Source organism: Sinorhizobium sp. 7-81, assembly GCF_030124405.1.
In the GTDB taxonomy this organism is placed as follows: domain Bacteria; phylum Pseudomonadota; class Alphaproteobacteria; order Rhizobiales; family Rhizobiaceae; genus Sinorhizobium; species Sinorhizobium psoraleae.
In genome coordinates this window covers 496,577-522,979 of the sequence record NZ_JASKLT010000002.1, presented here as the reverse complement: position 1 = coordinate 522,979, position 26,403 = coordinate 496,577, and the positions used below count along the sequence as shown (strand labels likewise).

General features: G+C 60.6%; 21 protein-coding genes and 3 pseudogenes. 11 read left to right on the top strand and 13 right to left on the bottom strand.

Annotated features, from left to right (window positions below; translation table 11 throughout):
* Positions 1–22: 22 nt before the first annotated feature.
* Both QN224_RS09690 and QN224_RS09685 read left to right on the top strand, forming a co-directional pair.
* Entirely contained in the window at positions 23–1,777 is a 1,755-nt protein-coding gene (locus QN224_RS09690; RefSeq protein ID WP_283976478.1) for an AAA family ATPase, read from the top strand.
* Positions 1,774–2,196 carry a pilus assembly protein gene (locus QN224_RS09685; RefSeq protein WP_283976477.1) on the top strand — a complete coding sequence of 141 codons (423 nt, stop codon included), beginning with the start codon at positions 1,774–1,776 and terminating at the stop codon, positions 2,194–2,196. The genes QN224_RS09690 and QN224_RS09685 overlap by 4 nt, the downstream gene beginning before the upstream one ends.
* 4 nt (positions 2,197–2,200) lie before the next feature.
* Here the strand turns inward: QN224_RS09685 and QN224_RS09680 are convergent, their stop codons facing one another.
* A complete protein-coding gene (locus QN224_RS09680) occupies positions 2,201–2,698 on the bottom strand; it encodes a pilus assembly protein N-terminal domain-containing protein (RefSeq protein ID WP_283976476.1) in 498 nt (165 codons plus the stop codon).
* 286 nt (positions 2,699–2,984) lie between these two features.
* Here QN224_RS09680 and QN224_RS09675 point away from each other — a divergent pair, with 286 nt between their 5' ends.
* From QN224_RS09675 to QN224_RS09660, 4 genes are all read left to right on the top strand, one after another.
* A complete protein-coding gene (locus QN224_RS09675) occupies positions 2,985–3,146 on the top strand; it encodes a Flp family type IVb pilin (protein WP_173511967.1) in 162 nt (53 codons plus the stop codon).
* Between the two features lie 81 nt (positions 3,147–3,227).
* Positions 3,228–4,658 (top strand): CpaF family protein, encoded by a 1,431-nt coding sequence (locus tag QN224_RS09670; protein ID WP_173511966.1) that lies wholly within the window; start codon positions 3,228–3,230, stop codon positions 4,656–4,658.
* A gap of 3 nt (positions 4,659–4,661) precedes the next feature.
* Positions 4,662–5,663 (top strand): type II secretion system F family protein, encoded by a 1,002-nt coding sequence (locus QN224_RS09665; RefSeq protein WP_283976475.1) that lies wholly within the window; start codon positions 4,662–4,664, stop codon positions 5,661–5,663.
* A 7-nt stretch (positions 5,664–5,670) separates the two neighbouring features.
* On the top strand, positions 5,671–6,639 hold the full coding sequence (locus QN224_RS09660; protein ID WP_173511964.1) for a type II secretion system F family protein: 969 nt from the start codon (positions 5,671–5,673) through the stop codon (positions 6,637–6,639).
* A 156-nt stretch (positions 6,640–6,795) separates the two neighbouring features.
* Here QN224_RS09660 and QN224_RS09655 read toward each other — a convergent pair whose 3' ends face one another.
* From QN224_RS09655 to QN224_RS09625, 7 genes are all read right to left on the bottom strand, one after another.
* Complete coding sequence (locus QN224_RS09655; protein ID WP_283976474.1) at positions 6,796–7,827, bottom strand: chemotaxis protein CheB; 1,032 nt, start codon at positions 7,825–7,827, stop codon at positions 6,796–6,798.
* An 8-nt stretch (positions 7,828–7,835) separates the two neighbouring features.
* Complete coding sequence (locus tag QN224_RS09650) at positions 7,836–9,962, bottom strand: response regulator (protein WP_283976473.1); 2,127 nt, start codon at positions 9,960–9,962, stop codon at positions 7,836–7,838.
* Between the two features lies 1 nt (position 9,963).
* Positions 9,964–11,589, bottom strand: a complete 1,626-nt coding sequence (locus tag QN224_RS09645; protein WP_283976472.1) for a methyl-accepting chemotaxis protein — start codon at positions 11,587–11,589, stop codon at positions 9,964–9,966.
* A complete protein-coding gene (locus tag QN224_RS09640; protein WP_283976471.1) occupies positions 11,567–12,232 on the bottom strand; it encodes a chemotaxis protein CheW in 666 nt (221 codons plus the stop codon). Before QN224_RS09640 ends, QN224_RS09645 begins: the two co-directional genes overlap by 23 nt.
* Positions 12,229–13,593: a CheR family methyltransferase gene (locus QN224_RS09635; RefSeq protein WP_283976915.1), complete on the bottom strand. Its 1,365-nt coding sequence runs from the start codon at positions 13,591–13,593 to the stop codon at positions 12,229–12,231. The genes QN224_RS09640 and QN224_RS09635 overlap by 4 nt, the downstream gene beginning before the upstream one ends.
* A 189-nt stretch (positions 13,594–13,782) precedes the next feature.
* On the bottom strand, positions 13,783–14,466 hold the full coding sequence (locus tag QN224_RS09630; protein WP_269286250.1) for a response regulator transcription factor: 684 nt from the start codon (positions 14,464–14,466) through the stop codon (positions 13,783–13,785).
* 225 nt (positions 14,467–14,691) lie between these two features.
* Positions 14,692–17,904 carry a PAS domain S-box protein gene (locus QN224_RS09625; RefSeq protein ID WP_283976470.1) on the bottom strand — a complete coding sequence of 1,071 codons (3,213 nt, stop codon included), beginning with the start codon at positions 17,902–17,904 and terminating at the stop codon, positions 14,692–14,694.
* A gap of 476 nt (positions 17,905–18,380) precedes the next feature.
* Between QN224_RS09625 and QN224_RS09620 the strand changes: the two genes are divergently transcribed.
* From QN224_RS09620 to QN224_RS09605, 4 genes and pseudogenes are all read left to right on the top strand, one after another.
* The gene (locus tag QN224_RS09620) at positions 18,381–19,859 is read left to right on the top strand and encodes a type II and III secretion system protein family protein (RefSeq protein WP_173511956.1); all 1,479 of its coding nucleotides are present in this window, start codon (positions 18,381–18,383) and stop codon (positions 19,857–19,859) included.
* A pseudogene (locus tag QN224_RS09615) lies at positions 19,840–20,173 on the top strand (pilus assembly protein). Before QN224_RS09620 ends, QN224_RS09615 begins: the two are co-directional and overlap by 20 nt.
* Before the next feature lie 354 nt (positions 20,174–20,527).
* Complete coding sequence (locus QN224_RS09610; RefSeq protein WP_283976469.1) at positions 20,528–21,079, top strand: hypothetical protein; 552 nt, start codon at positions 20,528–20,530, stop codon at positions 21,077–21,079.
* 362 nt (positions 21,080–21,441) lie between these two features.
* Positions 21,442–21,939, top strand: a complete 498-nt coding sequence (locus tag QN224_RS09605; RefSeq protein ID WP_173511954.1) for a DUF305 domain-containing protein — start codon at positions 21,442–21,444, stop codon at positions 21,937–21,939.
* Positions 21,940–22,180: 241 nt separating this feature from the next.
* On the opposite strand, the gene QN224_RS09600 is transcribed toward QN224_RS09605, so the two are convergent.
* The 3 genes and pseudogenes from QN224_RS09600 to QN224_RS09590 all read right to left on the bottom strand — a co-directional run.
* Entirely contained in the window at positions 22,181–23,425 is a 1,245-nt protein-coding gene (locus QN224_RS09600) for a GGDEF domain-containing protein (RefSeq protein WP_283976468.1), read from the bottom strand.
* 105 nt (positions 23,426–23,530) lie between these two features.
* Positions 23,531–23,671, bottom strand: a pseudogene (locus QN224_RS09595) (GNAT family N-acetyltransferase); the annotation flags it as partial.
* Positions 23,665–23,784: pseudogene (locus tag QN224_RS09590) on the bottom strand (molybdate ABC transporter substrate-binding protein); the annotation flags it as partial. The pseudogenes QN224_RS09590 and QN224_RS09595, both read right to left, overlap by 7 nt.
* Positions 23,785–24,661: 877 nt before the next feature.
* On the opposite strand from QN224_RS09590, the gene QN224_RS09585 reads away from it, so the two are divergent.
* On the top strand, positions 24,662–25,018 hold the full coding sequence (locus tag QN224_RS09585; protein WP_283976467.1) for a hypothetical protein: 357 nt from the start codon (positions 24,662–24,664) through the stop codon (positions 25,016–25,018).
* 221 nt (positions 25,019–25,239) lie between these two features.
* On the opposite strand, the gene QN224_RS09580 is transcribed toward QN224_RS09585, so the two are convergent.
* Positions 25,240–25,467: a hypothetical protein gene (locus QN224_RS09580; RefSeq protein WP_283976466.1), complete on the bottom strand. Its 228-nt coding sequence runs from the start codon at positions 25,465–25,467 to the stop codon at positions 25,240–25,242.
* A 215-nt stretch (positions 25,468–25,682) separates the two neighbouring features.
* On the bottom strand, positions 25,683–26,348 hold the full coding sequence (locus QN224_RS09575; RefSeq protein ID WP_283976465.1) for a TetR/AcrR family transcriptional regulator: 666 nt from the start codon (positions 26,346–26,348) through the stop codon (positions 25,683–25,685).
* Between the last annotated feature and the right edge of the window lie 55 nt (positions 26,349–26,403).

The window sequence follows — 26,403 nt, the reverse complement described above, 5'->3', positions numbered from 1 at the left end:
TTTTCATGAAAGTCTCGGACAAATGAACCAACTCGGCAAGCAAATCCAGGAAATGTCGCAGATAGTGGATGCTCCACCGCTTTTGCCCATCCCGAAAGTGGAGGTCGCCACCTTCTGTCGATCGGAGGAAGTGACGGAGGCGATCCGTACGGCGGCGATCGACCGTCGTATGGCGCGCGCCACGGTGACGATCAAGTCGGGTGGAATAAGGGAAGCGACAGCTCTTTATGGGGGCATCACCTCGCCGAACCTCGTCGTCGTGGAAAATGACGACGATGAGGTCCGGCTGATGGCGGCGCTGGAAGCCCTGGCAGTGGAGTGCGTTACCGGTACCAAGGTCATCGTCATCGGCCGCTCCAACGATGTCAGTCTATATAAGAAGCTTCTGGACGCCGGCGTGAGTGACTACCTCGTAATGCCGTTCGAGCCGATGGATTTCGTCGCTGCCGTACACCGCTGCTTTCGCAGCTCCACGGAGGAAAAGCTGGGCCGCATCGTCGCCTTCGTCGGCGCCAAGGGAGGGACCGGATCCTCGACGCTTGCGCATAACGTGGCCTATGCCATGTCCAACCGCGTGGATGCCGATGTACTCCTCGCAGATCTCGACCTTCAGTCCGGAACACTCGGTCTCAATTTCGATATCGAAGTCGCGAACGGGATGTTGGATGTACTCGAAAGTCCGGATCGCCTCGACGACGTGCTTTTGCGGCGTCTGGCAGTGACCTACACGGATCGTCTGCACCTGCTTCCGGCGACCACGGACTTCAACAAGTTCTTCAGCCTGCGGGAAGACAACGTCGATCATCTGCTCGAGGTTGCGCGTTCGAGCTCATGGCACATCGTCTTGGACGTGCCGCACATCTGGACGCAGTGGACGCGGAAGATCCTGCTTGAGGCGGATGAAATCGTCATCACCGCAACGCCTGATCTTGCCAGCATGCGCAATGCCAAGAACCTTATCGACTTCCTGAAGAAGGCGCGGCCGAACGATCCGCCGCCGAGGCTTGTGTTGAACAAGCTCGGCACGGCCAAGCTTCCGGAAATCAAGCCGAAGGACTTCGTCGCTGCGGTCGGTCTGCAGGAGAGCGTTTCCATTGCCTTCAACCCGCACCTGTTCGGCGCCGCGGCGAACAATGGCAAGCTCGTCATCGAGCGGGCACCAACTTCCGAAGCGGGCCGTGCGATTGTTGCCCTGGCGTGGCGCGTTGGCGGGACGAGGGAGAGACGTACGCACCAGAAGGGTCTCAAGGCGTTGCTGCGGAACGTCTTCAAGCGCACAAAGCCGACAAAGCCGAAGGCCTCCTCAGCACTGCGCAAGAAAGTGGGTGAGTTTAAAGCGTCCGAGACGGGCGCCTCAGCGGTCGAATTTGCGCTGATCGCTCCGGTGCTCGCCCTTGCTCTTGTGGCGATGGCGGATCTCGGTTTTGCTATCTACGAACGTATGACGCTTGACCATGCCCTTCGCGCAGGCGCGCAGGCCGCCATGGCCGATCCCGGGGCGACACAGGTCTACAAGGTGATGCAGTCCACGCTCGCCAAGAGCGCAAACCTGGCCAATACCACCGTTGCGGCGGTGACGCGCTACTGCGCCTGCCCGGAAAATGCCGATGTCAAACCGGAGACGGCGCCGGAATGCGGGAAGACACCCTGCGCGAACTCAGCGCCGGAGCTCATCTTTTATCGCCTGGATGCAGCAACACTCTACCGGCCGATGTCTGCGCCGGAGGTGCTCCCGGATTTCGATCTCAATTCTTCGATCCAAGTGGAAGTCCGATGAAGCTGCAGCGCGGCATTCGATTTCTAGGGCGCAACCAGTCGGGCGCGGCTGCGGTGGAGTTTGCGCTGGTCTGTCTCCCCTTGCTGCTGCTCATGCTAGGTGTTATCGAGTTCGGCCGTGCCTTTTACGTACGCAATGATCTCTCATATGCCGCCGATTTCGCGGCACGGAAGGTCTTGATTGGCCAAGTCGCCCGCGATGCGCCCGACGGCGAGGCGCAGCAGAAGCTGGAGAGCGCGGTGCGAGAGAGTTTCCAAGGCGGTGATCCGGCGCTGCTTCAGATCGTCACCGGCAAGGAATCGGTGGATGGGATCGATTTTCGCGTTCTATCGATTCGGTATCCCTTCACCTTCGTGCTGCCGGGATTATCGCAGAGTCCTTTCCACCTTCAGCTTTCGCGGCGCATTCCGATCGGGTGATCGTTCAAGGATTCCCTGTAGAATTGGCGTCTTCACCGGGCAGCGGCGCAGTGTTCTCAGTTTGCGGAATGGCTGCTTCGCCGGATTGAACCGGATCGCAGCGGTCCGTACAATTATATGTTGTCTTGCCCGTGCCCTCGTCGACGGTGACCAGGCGACCGCCTGCAGCCACTACGTCAAGGATGACGTTGGACACCTCCGCGCCGTCCGTGCCGATGACGATGAGGTTTGTCGAACCAGGCGTCCTGCCGGTCAGAATGACCGTCCTGTCGTCGCTGAGAGTCGCCTGTGCGATGGCCGGATTGCCGATAATGAGCGTGCTCGCGGGCCGCGCGAGCAGGAGCGTTCGCGCGAAATCGACGACCACCCTGATGACGCCCTCGGTCTGGCGGGTTGGCTGCAATGTGATGGCTGCTGGGGGGAGATTCTCCGCTGCCTGCGCCGCTCCGAGGTTAGCCCATATCGCGACCGCTAGAACAAGCCATCCGGCACCGGTGCGCATTGCAATCACTCCCACTGGTTACTCGCGATATCTCAACGGATGGATGTGCCATCCGTTCCAATAAGTCTGGCAAAGCATGGAAGTAGTGCAACGCCGACGATTGGACTAGGCCAACCGGCCGAGCCGCTTGCGGACTCCCATCGGCCATCAGGCTGAATGGATCATGAGGGTTAACAAAGTCTATATGTGTGCCACACAGCAAGCGGGGAACGAGGCAGAACCCGGCCCGGCCTGTGATGCCGAACGTGGCGTCGGCGCAACCTCAACCCACTTGAAGGATCCACACATGAAGAATCTTGTCACTCGCCTTTTCCGCAACGAGTCCGGAGCGACCGCCATCGAATACAGCTTGATCGCCGGTTTGATCGCAGTTGCTCTCATCACTGGTGCGACGACCCTTGGCGGAAAGATCGATACCATGTTCACGACCATCTCGGGCAAGCTGTAATCGGCGAGAGCAGCTTATCTAAGAGGATGGCGGAGACACGCGCCTCCGCCATCTCCCCCCAAACGCTCAAGGCATGGTGCTATGTTCGGTAAGAAATCATGCTCGGGGGAAAAGGTCGATGAAACGGCCGTCGAGGCAGAGACCGCGCGCGAACCACAAGCTGGGGCGGCGCCGATCCAAGTTCCGAAGCCGGTCGTCCATTCCGCAGCTGCCAAGGCCGAAAAGGCCGAGCAATATTACAGCCTGAAAAAGGAAATCTTCAGCGCACTGATCGCCACCATCGACGTCGCCGCACTCTCCAACATGGAAGGCGAGCAGGCGCGCAACGAAATCGGCGCGATCATCAACGACATCGTCGCGGCCAAGAAGGCCGGGATTTCCTTGGCCGAGCAGAACGAGCTGCTCAGTGACATCTGCAACGACATTCTGGGCTACGGCCCGCTGGAACCCCTGCTCGCACGCGACGACATCGCCGATATCATGGTGAATGGCGCGAGCCACGTCTTTATTGAGGTCGGCGGCAAGGTGCAGGAAACCGGTGTCCGCTTCCGCGACAACGAACAGCTCCTCAACATCTGCCAGCGCATCGTCAGCCAGGTCGGCCGGCGCGTGGATGAATCGAGCCCGATCTGCGACGCGCGTCTCGCAGATGGCTCGCGCGTCAACGTCATCGCGCCCCCGCTCGCCATCGACGGCCCGTCGCTGACGATCCGCAAGTTCAAGAAAGAGAAGCTGAAGCTCGACCAATTGGTGCGCTTCGGCTCGATCTCGCCGGAAGGTGCCGAGATCCTGAAGATCATCGGCCGCGTCCGCTGCAACGTGCTCATATCCGGCGGCACCGGCTCCGGCAAGACAACGCTTCTGAACTGCCTCACCGGCTACATCGATCCCGGCGAACGCATCATCACCTGCGAAGATGCGGCCGAGCTACAATTGCAGCAACCGCACGTCGTGCGGCTCGAGACGCGCCCGCCGAACATCGAAGGACAGGGTGAAATCACCATGCGCGCGCTCGTCAAGAACTGCCTGCGCATGCGGCCTGAAAGGATCATCGTCGGCGAAGTGCGCGGGCCGGAGGCCTTCGACCTGCTGCAGGCGATGAACACCGGCCATGATGGCTCGATGGGCACGCTCCATGCCAACTCGCCGCGCGAAGCGATCTCGCGCATCGAGGCAATGATCACCATGGGCGGGCATTCGCTGCCGGCCAAGGCAATTCGGGAGATGCTCGTCTCGTCGGTCGACGTGATCGTGCAGGCCGCACGTCTGCGCGACGGCTCTCGCCGGATCACGCACATCACCGAAGTGCTCGGTATGGAGGGCGATGTGGTTACGACCCAGGACCTCTTCGTTTACGACATTCAGGGCGAGGACGAGAAGGGCAACCTCATCGGACGACATCGTTCGACGGGCATCGGTCGCCCGGCATTCTGGGACCGCGCCCGTTACTATGGCGAAGAGGCGCGGCTTGCCGCCGCCCTCGATGCTGCGGAAATGAAGGTGGCTGCGTAAGAGATGCTGACTTCCCTGCTGTTTCCCGCGTTTGTCTTTCTCTTGGCTTCCACCAGCATCGGCGGCGTGATGATAGCCGTCTTCTATCCGCGAGTGGTCAAGGCAAGCGTCTATCGCCAAAGGTTCGAGCGCATCGCGGCCGTGGCGCAGCGCAAGCAGAGCGAACGGGCGGAAGAGGATGGCCGGGATCGCCGACGATCGGTCGAAAAGACGCTGCGCGAAATCGACGCGAAGCACAAGGCGAATGCGCGCAGGAGCCGCAAGCCGTCGCTCGCCGGCAGGATCCGCCAGGCCGGCCTCCACTGGTCGACCAGAACCTATTTCCTCGCTTGCGCCGGTGTCGCCCTTACGACCTGGAGCATAATGGTTCCGCTGGGCCTTGGGCCGTTGGTAGCGGTCGGCTTCGGCATCGCCGGCGGCTTGCTGCTGCCGCATGCGTATGTGAGCAAGAAGCGCAAATCGCGGTTCGCCCGCTTCGCTGCCGAGTTCCCGAATGCGGTCGATGTCATCGTCCGAGGACTCAAGGCGGGCCTGCCAATGGGCGATTGCCTGAGGGTGATTGCGGCAGAAGCGCAGGAACCGGTCAAAAGCGAGTTCGTCTCCATCGCGCAGGACCAGACGCTGGGCATCCCCGTTGACGAGGCCGTGGAGCGTATGTGTGAACGCATGCCGCTACCGGAAGCAAATTTCTTCGCCATCGTCATCGCCATTCAAAGCCGCACCGGCGGCAGCCTTTCCGAGGCACTCGGCAATCTTTCGAAGGTGCTGCGGGAGCGTAAGAAGATGAAAAGCAAGATCAAAGCGATGAGCGCCGAAGCAAAATCCTCCGCCGGCATCATCGGTGTTCTGCCGTTTTTCGTCGCCGGTGCCGTGTATCTGACCAGCCCGGACTACATGATGCTTTTAGTCACGACGCTGACCGGAAAGCTCGTGCTTGTCGGCTGTGGACTTTGGATGGGCATCGGCATTCTCGTCATGCGCAGAATGATCAACTTCGACTTCTGAGAACCACATGAGCCTCGTTGTCTATATCCCCGACCCGGAGCAGCTGTCCGTCTTGATGGCCGGCCTTTCCGCCTTTTCCGCGGTCATCGTCGTTTCCTGGCCCTATGTCTTTCGCAACACCCTGGCCGATCGAATGAGAAGGGTGGAAGGCGAGCGCGAACGTATCCGCCAGCGCGAGCGGGCGCGATTGGAGGCCGGGCAGAGCAAGGTTTCGCTGCGCGCAGAACCCAAGCGCCTCTTTCAGGCGATAGTCGACCGTTTCAATCTTGCCAAGCAGGCGGAGGATGGCGAAATCGTCCGCAGATTGAGTATGGCAGGCTATCGCGGTCATGCTCCGGTGACGACCTTCCTTGCCGTGCGGTTGATTGCGCCGGTGGTGATGTTCATTGCCGCTCTGCTCTATCTCCTCTTCATCATCCGGCCGGAGGCGCCGTTGATACTGGTTGTGGCGATGGCTGCCGGAATCGGATCGTTCGGTTACTTCGCCCCTGCGATCTTCATCAGGAACAGAACCACCAAGCGGCAGCAGGCGATCAGTCGATCATGGCCGGAGGCGCTGGACCTCCTGTTGATCACCGTCGAATCCGGCATGGGCATCGAAAGCGCCTTTCGGAAAGTGGGCGAGGAGATCGGCGCGCAGTCGCCGGAGATCGCGGAGGAAGTCCTACTCACCACTGCGGAGCTGTCCTACCTGCAGGACCGACGGCAGGCCTTCGAGAATCTGGGGCAGAGAACCGGCGTTGAGGGTGTGCGCGCCGTCGTGACCAGCCTTATCCAGGCAGAAAAATACGGCACGCCCCTCGGTCAAGCGCTCCGCGTGATGGCACAAGAGAACCGTGACATGCGCATGAGCGAGGCGGAAAAACGGGCAGCCGCTCTTCCGCCGAAGCTTACCGTGCCGATGATCATCTTCTTCCTGCCTGTGCTCTTCGCGGTCATCATCACGCCGGCCGCCATCCAAATCATGAGCATGTAGGGGGCGATGAATGATGCGGGCGGGCGGGCGCGAAAGGCACTCCCTGCTGTTGCCCTTCGCGATCCGGAATCGCTCCAACGCAGGAATCGGGGGTGGCGACGGCGACGGCGCTGAGCGGAGGTTCGGCGCCTACTGCATGATTTCTTAATCAAAGAATCATGCAGTAGCGAGAGCGGTGATCTTCGCGGCTATGTCTTCAACCGGCAGCACGAAGTCGACGAGGCCGGCACTAATCGCCGATTTCGGCATTCCGAAGACGATCGAGCTCTTCTCGTCCTGAGCAATTACCTTTCCGCCCGCCACGCGCAGCGCCCGAAGGCCCTCGGTGCCGTCATCGCCCATCCCCGTCAGGATGACCGCGAGAGACTCGCCATTGAAAGCGCGAGCAATTGAACCGAAGAGATATGATCCGGAGGGCTTGAATCCTTGGATGGGATCCTCGTCTACGACTCGCAGGCGCAACTTCCCGGAGACGCCGAGCTGATGGCCATCCGGAGCAAGGTAAACGGTCCCGGGCCTCAGTCGTTCGCCATTCGCTCCGACCTTCACCTTGAGCGCGACCGTCGCGTCGAGGGATGCGGCAACGCCATCGATGAAGCCGTTCGACATATGCTGCACGACGAGAATGGGTGCGGGAAAATCCTTGGGGAGACCCCTCAATATAGAACGGATCGCGGCGGGTCCGCCGGTAGAGGCGGCGATCCCCACGATCGCGATCCGAGTGTGAGCCGCGGTCTCGGGTGCCTCTTTGGCCCGGTGATCACCACGGGTTTTCTTGCGCCACTGGCGAACGACCTTGACCTGTGCCATGGCCTTGATAGTCGACAGGAACTTGTCGAAAGCCGCTTGCTCGAGAGACGTGCCGGATGCGGTCGGCGCCGGGATAACCGCGAGCGCGCCCGCCTCGAGTGCGCGCGCGGACATCGCTCCCAATTGCGAACCGTCCTGATATGACACCATCACCACGGGCGTCGGCACGGCGATCATTATCTCCCTGACGGTTTCGGCGGTGTCATCGCCGCGGAGTTCCACTACGATGATGTCCGGCAAATGTTCACCGGTTAGCCTCACTGCGTCCTTGCCGCTTCTTGCGACGCCCACGAGCTTTACGGCAGCGTCGGTTCCGGCCGCCTTTTTGAAGAGTTGTTCAAGGGCGGGTGTCGATGTCGTAAGTAGAATACGTGTCATCCTCGTCCTCACACAACCCGGCGCATCGTCTCCAGGAAGTGCTGCGCATCGAACTGGTCCTTTCTCAGATAGGCGTTTGCGCCGGCGCGCAGCCCCCGGACTTTGTCTTCAAGCGTTCCCCGGCCCGTCACAAGGACGACGGGCGTATCGGCGAAACGTTCCGATTGACGAATAGCCTCGGTGAGTTCGAAGCCGTTCATGGACGGCATGTCGACGTCCGCGACAACCACGTCGGCGCCGCGGTCACGAAGCTGGTCGAACGCTTCCTTGCCATTGCTTGCCATGACGACATCGTAGCCCGCGCCCTCGAGGATGAGTTTCACCAACGTCCGTATATATTTTGAATCGTCGACGACAAGCACCTTGCGACGCACTGTCGGAATCGGCTGGGGCACGCGTGCGCCGTCTGGTAATCGCGCCTCGGCGGCAGCCTCCGCGAGCGCGGCGACGTTCAGGAGAAGGGCGATATGCCCGTCAGGCAGTACTGTGCCAGCGCTATAACGACGAACTTTCGCGAGCCGCGGTCCGAGTGGACGGGCAAGAAGTTCCTGCTCACCGGCAACGGCATCGACGAGTACCGCGATCGGCCCGCCCGGTGCGTCGACGATTATGGCCGGCATGGCCTGCCGGATATCGCCTCTGCCCAGCTGCACTCCTAGCCAAGTGGCCAGATCCACAAACGGTATTGGGCCTATCGGCGTCCTGACGATGCACCTGTGTCCAGACATGGCGAAGTCTTGCGCATGAATGCGTATCACCCGCTGGACAGAAGCCGTGTCAATCGTGAGCACATGCTTCCCTGCAATGACCTCCAGTGTGCGAACCGTCGCTAATGTCAGGGGGAGCGTGAGGGTGAAGGCGGCGCCTCCCGTCGGCACTTGGGATATCTCCGCTGTGCCACGCAGCGTTTCGACATTTCGCTTGACGATGTCGAGACCTATTCCACGCCCCGATAGGTTTGTGACCGTCGCCGACGTCGATACGCCCGGCTCGAATACACGCCGCAGGAGTTGCGCTTCGTCTTTCACCTCTTCCAACGCTTCGCCCGCCGCCTTGCTGAGCAGGGCTACATCAAGGCCGCGGCCGTCATCCTCGACACGCACCTCCATCCGGTCTCCGGAGATGGCGGCCGTAATCAGGACTTTGCCCTTCTCCGGTTTTCCTGCTGCCCGGCGTTCCTCCGGCCGCTGGATGCCATGCGCGACTGCATTGCGCACGAGATGCCGAAGTGAATCCTGAAGCCCCGAAAGGATTGAGCGATCGATCTCGATCTCTCCACCTTTGATTTCCAACTCTGCCAATTTGCCCGACGCGGACGCCACGTCCCGCACGACACGGTCGAACCCCTTGCAGGCCTCTGCAAAGGGCTGTGTGCGCGCGTGCCGCACTTCGTGGTCAAGCGCTGTCGCGGTACTGTGCATCACTCTCATGTCCTGGCGCAGCGATGTCGCAAGCTGGCGCAGTCCGATCTCGATGCTAGCCGCCAGCGTGGCGAACTCGGTGCCGACCCCACGCAGTTTCCGCGCCTGCTCCCGCAGCAAGGACGCCTCCTCGGCGTGGCGGCGTATAATCGCGTTGAAGGACAGCAATTCGCCGCTCCTGTAGAGAAGGGTATCCAGTCGGTCGGCGGAGACGCGCATCGAGCCGTCGGTATCGCTGGCACGAACCGGCACCTTCAATCCCCCCGAAGGCGGTCCCAACTTCGGCTTGCCGCCGCGGTGATCCGCCCTTCTCGCTATGGCAGCCTTCAGCGCATCGACGACGCTCTCGCCGTGCGCCGGCGGAAGCGTCTCGCCGCTCTCTAAGAGCAGGGCCGCGTCCCTGATTGCGTCTGCGGCCGTCAGCAGCAGGTCCAGTTTAGATTTTTCGAGCACGAGCTGCTCATTCACGGTGATGGAGAGGACCTCTTCCATCCAGTGACAGATCGCTTCCACTCCCCGCACCTGAAGCAACCCGGCGGCTCCCTTAAGGCTATGCGCCATCCTTAACAGCTGCTCCTGCAGGCGGAGTTTCTCATCAGCCTCCCCGGTATCCTCGATTGCGAGCAAAGCCTGCTCTATGTCGGTCGCACGCTCCCCCACCTCCTCGGTGAACATGTGCAGCAGTCCACGGTCGAATTCTTCGGATTTCGTCATATCAATTGCCATGGTAAGCGAGCATTTCATTCAGCCTCGAGCCTAGCTCGTTGAGATCTTTCGCGGCCTCCTCCGCTTGCCGGATCGCCGAGAGATTCTGGCTGCTCGTCTGCTCGATGTAATGCATTGCGTCGTGAATATGCTTCATGCCCGCTTTTTGCTGGCCCGCGGAAGCGGCGATCTGCGCGACCGAACGCGCGGAATCGGCAACGATCGACTCGAGCTGCCGGATCGTTTCGCCTGCTTCGTTCACCGTCTCAAGGGCGCGGCTGACACTCTTCGTCCCATCCTCGGCGCCAATAACCGCCGCGTTTGTCGCTTTCTGGATCTCCATCAGTATTCGACGGACCCGCGTTGTCGCGGATTTCGATTCGTCGGCAAGTGTCCTGATCTCACTGGCAACGACACTAAAGCCCTTGCCGTGCTCGCCTGCGCGTGAAGCCTCTATGGCAGCGTTCAGCGCCAATAGGTTGGTCTGGTCTGCGATTTCGGCGACGACCGAGACGATCTCGCCGATTTCCAAGCTGTTTTCTGCCAAGGAAAGAATGTCTCCGGCAATCGCTTCCGTGCGCGCGCTAACCGTATTCATTACGTGCACGGTGTCATCGAGCGCTCTGCGGCCCTCATTGCTGATCTTGACGGCCTGGTCGTAGGAGAAAGCAACCTGTTGCGCGCGCTGCGCTGCCTGTTCCGACGTCTGCAGCACCTCATCGACGCTCGTAACTGTCTGGGCGACGGCCGACGATTGCTCACGCATGCCTTCGACCTGTTGCGTGGTTCCGGCGAGGATCTCGGCGGCGGACGACGAAAGGTGTTGCGCCGTTTCCGAGATCATGGCGAGCAGCTCTTCAAGTCTCTCCCTGCTGCCTCGCTCGTTGTCGATCATTCCGGCGAGCCTTGCGGTCATTGTATTGAAGGAGGCGCCGAGAACCGCGAGCTCGTCGTTACCCTCTACGGAGGCCTTCTGCTCCAGGTCACCGGCGCTGACCTTTTCCGCCACGCCGGCGAGCGCGCGGGTGCGCCGGACGAGTCGACGCGCGACCCGGAGCACGTGAAGGAGCAGGAGAACGGCGAGAGCGGAAAAACCAAGTTGCAGCAATTGAGAGCGTTGGAGCCGGGCGACTCCCGCCTGCTCGATCTGGTCGATCAATTCGTCCACTCGGGTGGCAAAAGTCTTGATCTTTGGATCGAGCTCATCCAGCGCGGCGTGATTGATCGGCGCATTGGCGATTGCGCTTTCCAGAGCCGGCCTCACCTGCTCCAGCCATTGTTGGCGGGCTTGTTCAAGCTGCGTGCGGGCGGCGGGATCGGTCGTTGCCTCCAGCCCGAGCCTTCCGTCGCCATCGACCAGGCTCGCAAGCAGCCGCTCGTTGCGATTCATCAGGCCACGCAGTTCATCGGCAGCAGCGGCCCGAGCGGCCCCCTCCGCCCTTTCCATGCGCCCGGCCGCATAGACCATCTGGTAGGCAACACGTTCCTTGCCCAACGAGGACGTCGCGGCAAGATCGGCCCGCACCCGTTCCAGGGCAATAAAGCTGGACCCGACGAGCAGCGCCGAAGCGGCCACGAACAGCAGCATTGCCAACCCCAACGCGCCATAGAGGCTATTTGCTAATCGGGGGCTCATGGATCTCGGTCCTTTCCGTTTCGTTGCTCGCGATGACCCGCTCGTCCTCAAGAAAGAATTGGCGGTCGTTCAACAGAAGGTCGCCGTCCAGAATGACCGCGCCCGCTTTTGTCGTCGCGCAATGCCAGGCGTTATCCCCGAGATCGGCTTCCGCCGCTCCGATTTCCTCCAGAGGGAGCGTCAATACTTCGGGCGCAGTATCAGATAGGATCAAGAATTCCGGCTGTGTTTGGCCGCATACGATCATCCAGTTATTGGTGGTGCGGGTCCCACGCGGGAGATCGAGCAGTCCGCATAGGTCGAAGACGGGAAGCAAATGGCCGCGTAAATCGTAGACGCCGCAGGCATGCGGGGGCATTCCGGGGAGCGGACTGACGCGTGCCTTCGAAACGATTTCGCAGACGTATCGGATCTCCAATGCAAGCCGGCGATTCGATAGCATGAAGGTCACAAGGCCGACTGCCTGCTCTTCGCTCCGTCCGGGCAACGCATCACCGGCCAGGTGCGGCGACTGCCGCTCGTATTGCTCATCCTGTTGTGCCGCTCCCAAAAGCACTTCCGTCTGTTCTATCGCTGCTGCCATCCGCCTTCTGACGGCGGTCCAGTCGACCGGACGGGCGGCGGGCCGGAAAGGTGTCGTCATAGGCCCTCGCTCCCCAAGTGCCACCGAATTTTACCGATCTCTCGCCTTGCGCGCTCCGCGAGATGTCCAGCCGTCGCCCCAGACATCAGGACGACGCGTTCGCGCTGCGGACGAGAGAGGCAAAACAGGAGCGCGTTTTCGAGGGCACGTAGGGCCGCTTGCGGATCGCTGTCCTTGAGACAGACACCGAGAAAGAACTGCGCGGCAGCCAGATCGCTATCCAGATATATCACCCGTCGCAGCGCCGCTGCAGCCGCGTCGGTCTCTCCGTGGGTCATCTGGGAGAGTCCTTGGAGAAAATGCAGTTCCGCTGAGAGCGGGTGACTTTCAACGGCCTGCGCAGCGAGGCGTGCGGCGTCGCGGGTCTCACCCATATCAGAACGCGAGCGGATTTGTCGGGCAATCGCCTTGACGGCGTTGTCGCCGAGCGTTTTTCGCGCATCGGCGACGCAAGCACGAGCGGGCGGGACGCGCGCGAGAGGGTTCTTGGTTTGGCATTGAACAGAGGTGACGCGTGAGATCGACCGTTTCGAAGTGTCTGAATGAGCCATCATGCGCCGATAGATCACACCGGCGGGCGTGATCGACGTTTCGAAAGGGGCGTATTGCCACAAGGGCGGATCGGTCGGAGCAGTCAACAACCAACCGCCATCAGAAAGGCAGGCGAATAGATGGCGCGCAATCCGGCGCACTGCGATTGCATCGAGATAGACGAGGACGTTGCGGCAAAGGATCAAATCGAAGTCAGCCAAGTTCCTTTCGGGCGCCGGAAGCTCATCTGTACCAAGGTTCAGTTGAGTGAACTCGACCTGCCGGCGCAGACGTTCGTTCAGTCGAAAACGTGCTTCGCAAGAGGTGAAGTAGCGTTTCCTCAGCCTGAGATCCGTATTCCTCAAGGACCATTCGCCATACTCGGCGGCCTTCGCGGTGACGAGCGCCCTTCTGGAGATGTCCGCAGCGCTTATTCGAACATTCTCCAAAAGACCTTCCTCGTCACAGAGAATGGCAAGGGAGTAGGGCTCCTCACCCGTTGCACAGCCAAGGCTCCAGATCCGGACGGGAGAGCCGTCGGACCGCCGTCGCTGCAATTCTGGAAGCATTGTCTGCCGTATAAGCTGGAATTGAGCTGGATTTCGAAAGAAATGCGTTTCGCTGACCGTCATCGCTGCGATCGCATCATCGGTCAAATCCTCGTCCAGCCCCAGCCGGTCGAGAAACGACCGGCTGTCGCCAATCCCACGCTGCACCATGAGCCGGGCGATCGCCGAAGCGATGGCCCCTTTCCTGGACGCTGGAAAGCTCAGACCGACCCTGTGGGCTGCCTGTTCAGCGAGATTTGGTGACGGCGCGCCACCTGTCACGGAACGCTCCCCTGCCCTTTTGCCGGGCAAGCGTGAAGCGGGGGTCGGGATAAGTTGGCTGTCGAAGCAGGCTGGCGCATTTGGTTCCACATTCATTTCCGTTGCTGTCGTCACTATGCCCTGGCATGCATTTGCGCTACTCGTCCGGATGGCTTAGACGACGGCCTATCCGACCGGACTATGTCGACCCTAGCTTTCGGTCATGGGTAACAGCCGCGCCCCTGCGGCTGCCGCCTCCTGGCGGTTTCTTACCCGCAGACTACGGAAGAGTGCTGCCATGTGGATCTTCACGGTTCCCTCGCCGAGTTTCAGCTTGCGGGCGATTTCCTTGTTCGAGAATCCCTGCACAAGGAGCAGGAGGACCTCGCGCTGCCTCGGGGTGAGGAGTTCGATTGTGCGATGGCTGCGTCCGTCCTGATGTCCGCGCGTGGTTTGGGGCATCTCTGCTTCCTCGGAGGGAGAGGCGCGGCCCGCTATAGACGGGGGTACGTAAACGGCGCCGTTCAGGATCGCCCCGATTGCCTCGGCAACATCGCTCGCCCCGAGGCCTTTTGGCACATAGCCGTTTATCCCCGCAGTGAGAGCAGACAAGATGTCCGACCGGCGCGATGATGCCGAGACGACGACGACCTTTAGATCGGGGTGGATGTCGCGCACGGCCGCGAGGCTGACCACGCTTTGCATGCCGGGCATCGCCAAATCGAACAACGCCAGCGATATGTCCTCGCGCTCGCTGAGCCGTTCAATCGCTTCGTCAAGCGATCCGGTTTCGATAATCTCGGTGAAGTGCAATTTACTCTTCAAGATGAAGCCAAGCGCAATTCGGAAGAATTCATCGTCATCGGCAATAAGTGCGACGCGTGAGGCATTCATTACGCTTTCCTCGCCGGTTGTCTGGCGCTTGCGGGCCATCAATTCGGCTCGCTGGCCGGTCTGCAACTAACGATCGTCTCAGCGAATGCGTTCCCGTCATTGCGTATCAATGCGCGGTAGTATGCAGATTGTGCCACACACGCCAGGCGACGTGTAGCGCCAATGCTGCTGCTATGATCGACGCCGCTTCGCAAAATCGGTCTGAAACGCATGACGCGCCAACAGTTACAAAGGGTTTTCAATCAACTTCGACACTTCCGATGCCGGCAGGGGTCGCGAGAAGATGTAACCCTGAGCCTCATGGAACCCTTCCGCATTCACGATCGCCAATTGGTCCTCTGTTTCAATGCCCTCGATCGTCGTCGTCATGCCCAGGCTATGTCCGAGGCCGGCGACGGCTCTGACGATCGCGAGAGATTCTTTGCCGTGGGGCAAGTCGCGGACGAAGGCTTGGTCCACTTTGATTTTGTCGAAAGGGAAACTTCTCAGGTAACCGAGGGATGAGTAGCCTGTTCCGAAGTCGTCCATCGCGATTTTCACACCGAGGCCACGCAACTCCAGCAGCAGTTGGCGATTGTGTTCGCTCTCGTCCAGCAAGACCGACTCCGTTATCTCCAATTGCAAGCGGGCGGGATCGAGACGAGAGGCCGAGAGCGCATCGGCCACTGCCTTCACGAGATTCCGATGCTTGAACTGGACCGGTGAGAGGTTGACAGCAATACTGATATGTTCCGGCCAGGACGCGGCCTGGCGACAGGCTTGATCAAGAATCCACTTGCCGATCGGCACGATCAGTCCCGTTTCTTCAGCAGTGGGGATGAAGTCGGAGGGTGCGATCATACCTCTTTCGGGACTGCGCCACCGTAAAAGCGCTTCGCAGCCTGTTACGCGCCGCGATTTCAGGCTTATCAGCGGCTGATAATGCAGCTCGAATTCGTTCCTTTCTAATGCGCCTTTGAGCGCGATCTTGACCTGCTGGTGCGCCTGCAACTCCGCATGCATGGCCGCATCGAAGCGCTTGTAAGTGCCGCGCCCGCTTGACTTTGCGTTGTAGAGGGCGATGTCGGCGGCCTTGATCAATTCATCCGCGGAAGTCCCATCGTCCGGCGCAAAAGCAATGCCGACGCTCGCCCCGACAGTGGCGCTAACGCTTTCTATGGTGAACGGTTCGCAGAGTGTGTCGATAACCCGCTGGGCGAGGCGAAACGCCCCGTCATGGGTCCGTGCCAAGCGGTGTATAATCGCGAATTCGTCACCCCCGAGGCGTGCGACGATGTCCGTGGCTCTCACGGATTGGGTGAGTCGCGCCGACACCTGGCGCAACAAAGCGTCGCCAGCGGGATGGCCAAGCGTATCGTTTATCGCCTTGAACCCATCAAGGTCCAGGCACAGCACAGCCATGCGGCCGGCGGCACTCTTCTCGCTAAGGGCCCGATCGAAGCATTCACGGAAGAACATCCGGTTTGCAAGCCCGGTCAGCATGTCGTGCCTGGCCAAGTGGGCCATCTGCTTCTGGGCGAGCAACTTGTCCTCCTCGGCCCGGCGACGCTCCGTTATGTCTCGGCAGAAAACAGAAATGCCGTCTTGCGCTGGAGAAGCAACTGCCTCGATCCATCGATCGAGGGATGGCAAGTAATCCTCGAAGAAGGACCGGACACGGCGGTCCATGATCTCCTGGCAGTGTTTGCCAAAGTTCCCCTTCCGTTCTCTCGGGAACAACTTCCAAATGACCTTCCCCAGCGCCTCGTCACCGATCCGCAAGAGCGTCTTGGCGTTCTCGTTCAAATAACGGACACGCCACTGGGCATCGAGGAGCATGACGCTGTCCATGGTGCTTTCGAGAACCGAGGAAAGCTGGTCAGCCGCGGCTTCGGCTCTCCTCTGCGCGCGGCTGATTTCCTCGCTGGCGCGCTTCGCATCGGTGATGTCGCGCCAGATCGAAAGCATCCTGATAGGCTTTCCTTCGCGCCCCATGATCGGGGCTGAGATCACGTCCATGCATCTTTCTTCGTCCTTGACCCGTACGCTGATCTCGAAGCGAGCCGTCTCGCCCGCTCTGACCTTTTCCCAGCCCGCCTGTACCGTTTGTGCGTCGGAAGCGTTGCCCACGACGTCCCACGTCGTTTTTGTAAGCGGAGCCCCTTCCGCCAGACCGAAGATGCGCCGGCCAGACTTGTTCATTAGCAACGGCCGCCCTTCCAGATCGAGCACGCGCACACAGTCGGGACTGCTGTCGAAAATACTTCTGATGAACGCCTGCGCTTCCTGTTGAGCGATCTCAGCGGCTCGACGTTCCGTGATGTCGAGAACCGACCCTACATAACCGAGAAAGGCTCCATCGGCGGAAAAGCGGGGCTGACCGACATCTATCACCCACGCCCAGCTTCCATCGGCCCGCCGCAACCGGTACTCGCTGCGGACAGCCTCTTTTCCTGCGGCCGCGCTGAAAAATGCTCGCTGCACTTTTTCCCGGTCATCGGGGTGGATCACATCCACCCAGCCGAAACCGAGCGCTTCGGCTTCCGTTTGGCCGGTGGTCTCCAACCACAAGCGATTAAAAAAACTGGTGTCGCCCGTTGGGTCGGCCACCCAGATCATCACCGGGGCGTCGTCAGCGATTGCCCGAAAGCGTGCCTCGCTTTCACGCAAAGCATCAATGGCGCGTCGCCTTTCGTCGATATCCTCCAGGAGGCCGTACCAGCGCACGATTTCTCCAATGCTGCTACGCTTGGCGACTGCGCGGGCTCGAAACCAGCGATGACGACCGGTTGCGGTCAAAAGCCGGTATTCGATATTGAGCGGTTCGCCGCTCGAAAGAGAGCGTTGCCATTGCGCATGGACCATGGCGGCGTCCTGCGGATGCACGGCTTTTGCCCATCCACGTCCGAGCGTCTCTCCCTCATGCAATCCGGTAAATTCGGTCCATCGCGGGCCTACCTCCAACACCTCCCCCCTTGCGTCAGCCGTCCAAGGAACCTGGGGGTGCAAGTCTACGAGAGACCGATAATGCTCCTCACTGGCGCGCAACGTTGCTTCGGTCTTACGCAGATGTGTAATGTCCATGATGGCGGCGACCAGGAATCTCTCTTCCGTCGCGCCGACCGGTATGCGCACGCAGCGTTTCTTCGTCAGCAGCGTCCGCGTGGCGCCATCCGGTGTCGTGATTTGCTCTTCGAGGTGGCAGTCCTGGCCGGTCGAGAGGACGGCTCTGTCAAGCGCGACAATCTCATCGGCTTCCTCACTTGGCAAAAAATCATAGTCGGTGCGTCCGATGAGCTCGTCGCGAGTTTTGCCGAGAAGCGCACAGGCTTCGCTGTTTATGAAAACAAATCGCGACGCCTCGTCTTTGACGATCACCGGTTCGGCAATGCCATCGACAAGATACTGAAAGAAGTCATAGGACTTCCTCGGCGAACGTTCGGGAACCGGAGCGTTCATACCACTACCCTTGGACTGGGTGGCAACAGGCCCATATAGCAGCAGTCGAGGCCCCGCCAGATCATACAACCTAGACTAACTCATTTTGATGCAACTGGTTCCCCTCGCTTCCGCTATGGCGGCTTATGAACCATCGGTCCTGGCAATTCGACCAGGGCCTGTCCAACGACCGATCGATTTCTTGGCCCACGAGCGTTTTGCGCCTCCCGAAACGAAGGGTGCGCGAGCGTGAGAAGGCCGCCTTGGCAAGCGATCTGGTAGGCAGCGACGTGAAGCACCACCTTGCGAAAAACAGTCAGAGATTGTGACTGTAATGCGCGGCCACCCTTGCCGGTAGAGCCAAAATGGGCGACCGTTCTCTAGCGCGGCTTCGCGTAAGGGGCATCGAGTCGGGTTGGGGAGGCAGAATTAAGGGTGCGGCTTTGCCGCCGGGCGGTGGACAACGAACGGAGGCTGGAGCGAGAATGATAAGCAGAATGAGCAAGGGCTTGGCGCGAGCCGGAGCCCTTCCGGCATTGACGTTGGCAGTGGTCGCCTGCGGTTTCACGAGCCCCTATGTCATCGGTCGGGCGGACGCTCAGGAAGAGTTCGTCAGCCTTACCGGCACCGTGCAGCACGTGACGTTGGCGCCGAACGACACCATGACGATCAGGACTAGCAAGTCCTTCGGCGACCTCGTGATCGGCAGCGCCGAGTTGATCGATGTCGTGCCCCTCTCCGAGAGGTCTCTCTTCATCCGCGGCAAGCAGATCGGCGCCACCAATATCTCGGTCTATGACGACAGCAAGGCGCTGATAGGCGTAATCGACATCCGTGTCGCCAGTGACTTCAGTGAGGTAGCGGCGGCGATCCGTTCCGCTGCGCCTTCAGCGAGGATTCGTGTGTTCAACTCAAACGATCGCATCCGACTAACGGGTGTGGTGCGTGACGCGGTTGAATTGCAGCGGGTGATCGAGATCGCCCAGTCCTATTCAGAACAGCCGGTGTTGAACCAGTTGCGCGTCGCCGATTCCCAGCAGGTCATGCTGGAGGTCAGAGTGATCGAGGCCTCGCGCCAGACCGGCCGCGACCTCGGCATCGGCTGGTCCGGGCAGGGCCGAAACGGAATCGGCAAGGCAACGACCAGCCAAGGCATCGGCGTCGATGATGACGGAAACCTTGTCCGCACGCTCGGAGACGCCGCGGGAGCGGCAACGGGGATGCAGCCCTTCGGCCAACTCATCGCCAAGGTCCTGACGATTGCCGGCGGCCAAATCGATGTCGTCATTAACGCACTGGAGCAGAAGGGTCTGGTGCGCCGCCTGGCGCAGCCGAACCTGATCGCCATGAGCGGCGAGACGGCGAGCTTCCACGCCGGCGGCGAGGTGCCTATCCAGACGACGGTGGCGAACGGGGCGACGGTTGCAACCGAAACCGATTACCGACCGTTCGGCGTGCGTTTGACGTTCACGCCTGTCGTGCTCGACGACGGACTGATCAATCTGAAGATCGAACCGGAGGTTTCCGAGATCGATACGTCGATCAGCGTCAACGGCAATCCCGGCTTCGTCTCGCGCGCGGCGAAAACCACGGTCGCATTGCGGGATGGCCAGAGCTTCGCCATGGCCGGGCTTCTGCAGTCCGTCAATGCCAAGGACATCCAGCAATTGCCGGGTCTGGGACAGCTTCCCGTTATCGGCGCACTGTTCCGCTCGACGAGCTTCCAGAAAAGGGAATCGGATCTCGTCATCGTCGTCACCCCGCATATCGTTCGGCCAGCATCGCCGGGCGAGGACCTCTACAGCCCGCTCGACCAGACGCGCTCGTCGAACGACGTCGAGCTCTTTGCCCTCGGCCTGCTGGAGGTCGACAAGGACATGCTGCGCCGCTTCAGAAATGGCGAAGGCATCAAAGGGCCCTATGGCCACCGTCTCGATCTCGATGTGGGAGGCGCGCATGCCCTTTCGAAGAAGTAGTCGCGCGCCTGTTTTAGTGGTCGCCACCGCGCTCCTTTCCGGATGCGCCGACTACATGAATCATCGCGACACGATCACCTTCGGTGCCGGCAACGCGACAGAGGCCAATAAGGGAAATCCATATTCAGGACCCATTCCCAAGGGTAGCGCAGAGGACGGACATTCCCGGCGACGGCAAAGTTATTTACCGGGCGATCCGCACCTATCAGGGCGAAGGCCTCCGCGGCGGACCGCCCCCCTCGGCCGTAATCCTGCCGACGGCCACGCCTCCCACGCAGACGAATGGGGCGTCCGGCAATGGCGCGGAAAACTGACGTGTTTGCGCATGTCTGGGACGCGTTCGGTGGACCTCATAATGCCGTCACCAAGGACGAGCGCTGATGCGATAAGGGCGTGGGTACGCGAGAACAAGGGTGCTCGGTCGGCGATGAGCTGCATTGCGGCCGGACCGGCGACCGCCCGCCGAGATGAAGGCGCGCGCCGAAGCTTCCTGAGCCTGTGTCGTCCGGAGAGGCGCTGACACGCTCTACCGCATGCAAGGGACAGGAGCCACAGTGGTGGTGAAGTAGTGGAACGAGCAAAAGCGCGATTTCGCGGAAACTAAGAAATAGCCGGAGCCCGAAAGCGAAGCTTTGGGCTTCGGGCCCGGCTTGCGGCGGCGGAAGCGGATGACCAGCTTGGCGAATGTGGAAATTAAACCCGGCGATGCGAGTGGCGTTCGAGCGGCGAAGGCGCGAACCGACAACGCGCCGTTCTTTGCCTTGGCCCTTGTTTTCCTCGCTCTAAATGCCGGCACGCTGCTCTACACCGCCAAGAACGCAGCCGATGTCCGTGAGAGCCGCGAGGCGCTTGCTGCGGCCAAACGATCCATTGACGGTCTGAGGCTGCAGATCGGCAAGCAAGACCGCAACATCGGCAGGGCCGACGACCCTGCGCCTATTCGCCAGCAGGTCGAGAAATTGCGGAAAGACCTATCCCTCCTCAGTGAGCGGATGCGTTCCGGCTCCCTCGCCTCCGGCGGCTCCGTCATCTTGAGCGCACCCGGCAAGGGCGTGGCGCGCCTCGAGGCCCCGCCGGCAGCGCCCTCGGGAGCGGAATTTTCGGCGCCGCATGAGGGCCAGCCGGCAATCGATGCCGAGAGCCCCTCGTTCGCCGATCTGCCGCGCTATGAGCGATCCGTTTCGCCGGAGGGCAAGCTGATCCCGCGGAAGGTGCAATAGCAGCCCTCTCCGCGTTTGCCCTATTACGTTCCGCAGCGCCGCTCTTCCAGATACCGCGACGTTAAGCGCTGTGGCTACGAAGTCCGAACTTGTGGCTGCCAACTGCTTGGGCCCGCAGAAGACCGACCTTCTGACCTGCAGCGCCGCGCGTCCATATATTCGTTGGAGAACACGAAGGTGTTCGGGAGAGATTGGAACTTAACGGAAGTATGAGCCGGGGCTGCTGCAGGCATCTGCGGGCTTTGGTCTGCGGTGAGTTGCAAGAACCAAACCCGCGCCGCCTTTGACGGAACGAACGACCGAACCGACGGTTCCTAGGGAAGTCCTATACCATCAAGGATGGCAGTAAGCGGAGGCTCGCCATGAAAGATCAAGACAAGCAGCCAACGCAGCACCATGGCACGATGACGCACCATTACTTGATGTTCGCCGTCAACATGCTGCTCAGTCTGGTCGTCATGTACTTCGTGATGTTCTCCATGATCGATGGCTGGGCCGATTTCTTTAACAACCTCAACACGTTCTACATGGCGCTGGCGATGGTCGCTCCGATGGGCATCATCATGCTGGCGACCATGGGGGCGATGTACAGGAGCACGCGCCTGAACGTGGGCCTTTGTCTCGGCCTGGTTGCCCTCTTCGTTGTGGCGCTTGCGGGGACGCGCACGCAGGCTCTGATCGACGACCGTCAGTTCATCGCCTCGATGATCCCGCATCATTCGGGAGCGATTCTGATGTGTCGCGAAGCGAACCTCACGGACGACGAACTGGTCGATCTGTGCGATAAAATCTCTCAAGGGCAGCGCAAGGAAATCGAGCAGATGAACTCAATCAGAGCGAGACTGCATGGCTCCGGCTGATTGATGGCTGGCGCACACCTATCCGATACCGCTGAGCATCAGCCTGACATCCACGCACTTTCGGGCAAGCTCGCCCGGCAAAATGCCGCCATGACCGCGATCTGGCATGCGTCGGTCTGGCTGTAGGCCAATCAGAGTCGGGCCGGACAAAGACGCTAGGCGCAGAGCCATGATGGCTCCGCACCTTCCGCTCGCCCTGGGGTGCCCGTACCTAAACCGGCCGTTGGTTTCGACAGCGCAGCTATGCGGTTGGTGAATCGGGCTTATAGAGTATCACGCGATTGCGGCCCGTTTTCTTGGCCAGATAGAGTGCCTCGTCAGCCTGGTTCTGAAGCTTCTCCGGCGCGATGATCGCTTCACTAGACGCCTGCGCCGCCACGCCAATGCTGAGGGTGACATAAGGCGATACGCGGGATGCGGGGTTCGGAAGGGAGGCGGCTTCGACGCTCGCCCTAATTCGTTCAGCCGTGGCCAGCGCAGCTCGTTCATCTGCGCCCGGAAGCACGACGAGAAACTCCTCACCGCCGTAGCGGGCTACATGGTCGCGGTTTCGCCTGACGCTGCTCTGAATGATGCCGGCAACTTTCACGAGGCAGCGATCGCCCTCAGCGTGACCAAGGCGATCGTTCAGGTTCTTGAAGTCGTCGATGTCGCACATCAGCATGGCGTTACCCGGCGGGCGCTCCGCGCCTGCGCTCCAGAGGCGATTCAGGGTTTCCATCATCCAGCGCCTGTTGGCGATTCCGGTTAGGGGATCGGTTTTTGCAAGGCGCTCGAGGCGGGCATTGGCGTCGGCAAGCTCCGCTACCCGCCGCTTGTCGCGAAGTTCAAGAAGGAAGGTCTTCTGGGCCAGGATCGTCATCGTGCGTCGGGCAACGATGGTCGCGACAATGCCGCTGGCAAAAAACAGCGTCCCGGCCACGGCGCTGCCCCTATTGAGGATCGGGTTCTGCAACTGAAAAATAAGGTAGAGGGCAAGAGCGAACGAGGCGACCGTCACCGTCCAAGCCAGAGGAACGGCGAAGATGATGATCGCGGTGATGGCGACGAACAGCATGATGTTCAAGTGCCGTTCATAGAACTCGCCACCTGCGCTCACGCCCACCAGTGCGACCGACAGGAGGATGAGGAACAAGCCCGTGAGCAAAGACACCCTTTGAAGCCAAGCGCCGCGCGGTTTTCGCCAAACAAGAGCGGTCGCCAGAGCGGCGGGCGGAAGAATGCAGGCTGGCGGAAGCATCGACAGCGCGACCGCCTTTGGAAGCAGGATCGCGTTGAGACCCAGCGTCAATACGTCCAGCAAGACCACCCATGTCATCCACGCGCGAATGATTTTGGCCGTCCGCGCCCACGAACGCTCTTGGAACAGGCCAGCAAGCTCACCTTTGAGGCGGATGTCACGCGTGCGGCCTGCAAGCAGTCGCTCGACTTCGGCCATGACAACCGGGTTGGGCGGCTGAGACCGCATTTCCGGGGAGGCGGTCACGTGACTGTCAGCAAGTGCGCTTTCCTTAAGCTCCATCCTTGCCCAACTAGGGGAGCACCTCCTGCTGGCAAGATCATCGGCGCATGAACTCGCGAGTTGTACTCATGCCAACCACGTGGCGAAAGTGCCGGTCTCGACCGGTGTGTCGAGCCTCAGAAATTGATTTCCGTGGGCGGCCACATGCTGCCGTATCACTGCGATGGCGTCCGCATCAGTTTCTGCCACGACCGGGCCAATGACATGCCCGCCAGAAACCGATCGACAGGCATGACATCGGGAGCGGCGGCGAGAATTGAGGTCACGGGAACGACCTCCAACTCGGCTTCCCCACGGCCTACAGCCAGTATTGTCTGTCCTCCTGGTGTGCCACCACCAGCGCCGCTGTCGTCGGCCACACCGTCTACGCACGGCAGTGATCCGCCCCGCCAAGTGGAGTGCCGCTTATTTTGATATCCTTGGGCACAAGCGTGGGAACTTCCGCTCTCCACCACCTGAGACGATCGATGCATGGCCGATTCGACCTCAGCGCACGAGAGTCTACTGCGCATCCCTCGCCTTGAAAGGATGCGAACCGATGCCGCCACGATAAGATGCCCCCACGATAAGAGCACTTGCGCGAAGAACCAAATGGCGTGCTTTGCCTCATACGAGAGAAGCATTTTAGCCTTCCGACAACACTTCCGGCCACATTGATCACGGCTCCATAGCGCCCGCCGTTGGATTGGCGTTGCGGCGAGGCGGTCGGGTGGACTCTTTTCGTCGCCAGATTGAATAGGGCCGCAGGGCTTCGCGCAAATATAGGTCTATCGCCGCTATGGATCAGTGGCCAACCATCGCGCGCGGGGGCCAGACCACTGCCCTCGGGGGCGATGACATCGGCGACCTCGTTGCTGGCGGCGTCCATGACGATGCGTGTGTGCCTGGCGACCCGCCGTCGGCTCAGACATTCCAAGGGCGGCAGAGCCATCCGACGGACTAGGCCAACCGGGTGACCCTCTCCGGAAGAGAGATCGGCCAACAGGCCGAATGGATCAAAAGGTTTAATGTAGTCTATGTCAGGGGCACAGCGCCGGTGGAAAACGAAAGGATCCGGACCGACCTGTAATGCCGCACTTGGCGTCTGCGCAACCCCAATCACTGAAGGATCGAACAGCGGAGGATCTTCTCGCCCGCGTCGTCCTTCGCGCGCGCCGTACCCGATGACGAGAAGGTGACTGCGATGCTGGAGGGCAAGCGATGAGCCTAGTGGAATGGTTGTTTGGTAAGCCGGAGGCTTCCAAGAACGTGACGGTCCTGCAGGGTGGGCCGGTTCTCACCGGCGCCACGATCAAGACGGTTCCACGGGTGGTGACGGTCGAGCCGAAGGAGACAGAGCCGCATATCAAGGAGGACTGGGACCACGTTCTGTTGGGGCAGACGCTCATCGACACCCTCGTTCCCTACGCGAGGAACCCGGCCCCCTTCTCCACCCATGAATTGCGGTACTTCACCAACCAGTGGATTGCCGCCATGTCGGGGGATGACCGGAGGGTCCTGTCCGAAATCCTCATGCGAAACAGGGGCAAACGCGACTTCAACAGGAGGAACAGATGATCGGTTACGTGAAGACAGCGAAATACAGTTGGCCGAACGGCATGGAGTAACCAGCTCTGTGATTCCGGTCCGTTGCGCAAGCAGTTTCTGCCCCGACGTGTGATCGAGTGCGGTCTTCTGTTCTTTGCCGATGAGGGGGCCAAAGGGATCGCCGCGCCGCTCGGGCGATAAAAACCCAGCAGGTGGGCTAGCAAAATAGCGCTGGTCCTCGGCAATTTCCCCTAACCTTGCGGAGCAAGGCTTGTTCGGATGCCGGCTTCGGCAAAGCGGGTCAACTGTGTTTGAGTTGCCTCCTCGGTATAAAGAACGTGAACAGCGCGACCGCCGGCCGTAAGCTTTTCAGCCTCCTTAAAGGCTTCCTCGAAACTGACGGGAATTGCATCGGTAGGGGTGGAGGGATCGTCCTGCTCTAATACGTAAAACCTGGCGTTTCGGATATCAGTGGCCATCGGCGCTCTCCTTTCGCGCAACAATAGCTGGCAAGCGCGATGGTTCCGGATGATAGGGATTTGACACTGCACGACCGATGATGGCCAGAAAACCGCAACCGCCTCGTCGGCCTCATGTCTCTCCGCGCCGGCGCATACCTTGCAGCAGAGATTTGGACGCTGAGCGCCCCGCGATGCGAACTACCAGCCAACGGGGCGCTTGGGCATGCTCCACTTCATCGCTGGTCTGGATGCAGGAATGCGGCAAGGAACGTGGCGATGGCCGCCTCAGCGTGCCGCCGAATCTCCTGCTCGGTCGGAATCGCGTCATCTCCCAGCATCATGACCCGATTAACCGGCTCCGCCATTACCAGCCAGTTGAATTGCGACGCGGCCACCGTTGCGTCGACGAATTGCAACAGGTTCTTGGCGGCCAGTTGTTCGAAGGCGCTGCCCATGACCTCGAGCGCCCGCGCGGGGCCGCGCGCGTAAAGTTCTTTGGCTAGTTCCGGGAAGCGTTGCGCCTCCGCAATCACAAGCCGGCGCAACCGCATCAGCCCGGGTGTGAGGACGATGGTGAGCAGCCGGACGGCATAGTCGAGGAGGTAGGCTTCGAGCTGAGCGCAGTCTTTCACATCGGGGAGGCCTGTGTGAACGGCAGTATCTGCCTCGCCCATCATCTGGCTGATCACCGCGACGAACAACGCCTCCTTGCTTGAGAAGTGCTTGTAGACCGTTTGCTTGGATACGCCGGACCGGCTGGCGATTTCGTCCATACTGGCTCCAGCATAGCCAGTGCTCAGAAAGACTTCGGCCGCGGCGCCGACGATGGCGGCATGCTTGCGCTCCGAGCGTGTGCCAGGGCCAGGGGCTAGGTCGGCTTCAGCACCCGATATCGTCATTTTGAACTCCGTTGGTCAATCCTACTTGACACAATAAAACTGAACCGTCTAGTTC

Bases quoted from the DNA above. Each gene is read 5' to 3' on its own strand.
- QN224_RS09630 (WP_269286250.1), bottom strand. From the start codon at position 14,466: ATGAATGCCTCACGCGTCGCACTTATTGCCGATGACGATGAATTCTTC.
- QN224_RS09580 (WP_283976466.1), bottom strand. From the start codon at position 25,467: ATGGCCACTGATATCCGAAACGCCAGGTTTTACGTATTAGAGCAGGAC.
- QN224_RS09575 (WP_283976465.1), bottom strand. From the start codon at position 26,348: ATGACGATATCGGGTGCTGAAGCCGACCTAGCCCCTGGCCCTGGCACA.
- QN224_RS09690 (WP_283976478.1), top strand. From the start codon at position 23: ATGAACCAACTCGGCAAGCAAATCCAGGAAATGTCGCAGATAGTGGAT.
- QN224_RS09650 (WP_283976473.1), bottom strand. From the start codon at position 9,962: ATGACGAAATCCGAAGAATTCGACCGTGGACTGCTGCACATGTTCACC.
- QN224_RS09625 (WP_283976470.1), bottom strand. From the start codon at position 17,904: ATGAACGCTCCGGTTCCCGAACGTTCGCCGAGGAAGTCCTATGACTTC.
- QN224_RS09675 (WP_173511967.1), top strand. From the start codon at position 2,985: ATGAAGAATCTTGTCACTCGCCTTTTCCGCAACGAGTCCGGAGCGACC.
- QN224_RS09665 (WP_283976475.1), top strand. From the start codon at position 4,662: ATGCTGACTTCCCTGCTGTTTCCCGCGTTTGTCTTTCTCTTGGCTTCC.
- QN224_RS09605 (WP_173511954.1), top strand. From the start codon at position 21,442: ATGAAAGATCAAGACAAGCAGCCAACGCAGCACCATGGCACGATGACG.
- QN224_RS09680 (WP_283976476.1), bottom strand. From the start codon at position 2,698: ATGCGCACCGGTGCCGGATGGCTTGTTCTAGCGGTCGCGATATGGGCT.
- QN224_RS09620 (WP_173511956.1), top strand. From the start codon at position 18,381: ATGAGCAAGGGCTTGGCGCGAGCCGGAGCCCTTCCGGCATTGACGTTG.
- QN224_RS09670 (WP_173511966.1), top strand. From the start codon at position 3,228: ATGTTCGGTAAGAAATCATGCTCGGGGGAAAAGGTCGATGAAACGGCC.
- QN224_RS09660 (WP_173511964.1), top strand. From the start codon at position 5,671: ATGAGCCTCGTTGTCTATATCCCCGACCCGGAGCAGCTGTCCGTCTTG.
- QN224_RS09655 (WP_283976474.1), bottom strand. From the start codon at position 7,827: ATGACACGTATTCTACTTACGACATCGACACCCGCCCTTGAACAACTC.
- QN224_RS09610 (WP_283976469.1), top strand. From the start codon at position 20,528: ATGACCAGCTTGGCGAATGTGGAAATTAAACCCGGCGATGCGAGTGGC.
- QN224_RS09640 (WP_283976471.1), bottom strand. From the start codon at position 12,232: ATGACGACACCTTTCCGGCCCGCCGCCCGTCCGGTCGACTGGACCGCC.
- QN224_RS09585 (WP_283976467.1), top strand. From the start codon at position 24,662: ATGAGCCTAGTGGAATGGTTGTTTGGTAAGCCGGAGGCTTCCAAGAAC.
- QN224_RS09685 (WP_283976477.1), top strand. From the start codon at position 1,774: ATGAAGCTGCAGCGCGGCATTCGATTTCTAGGGCGCAACCAGTCGGGC.
- QN224_RS09645 (WP_283976472.1), bottom strand. From the start codon at position 11,589: ATGAGCCCCCGATTAGCAAATAGCCTCTATGGCGCGTTGGGGTTGGCA.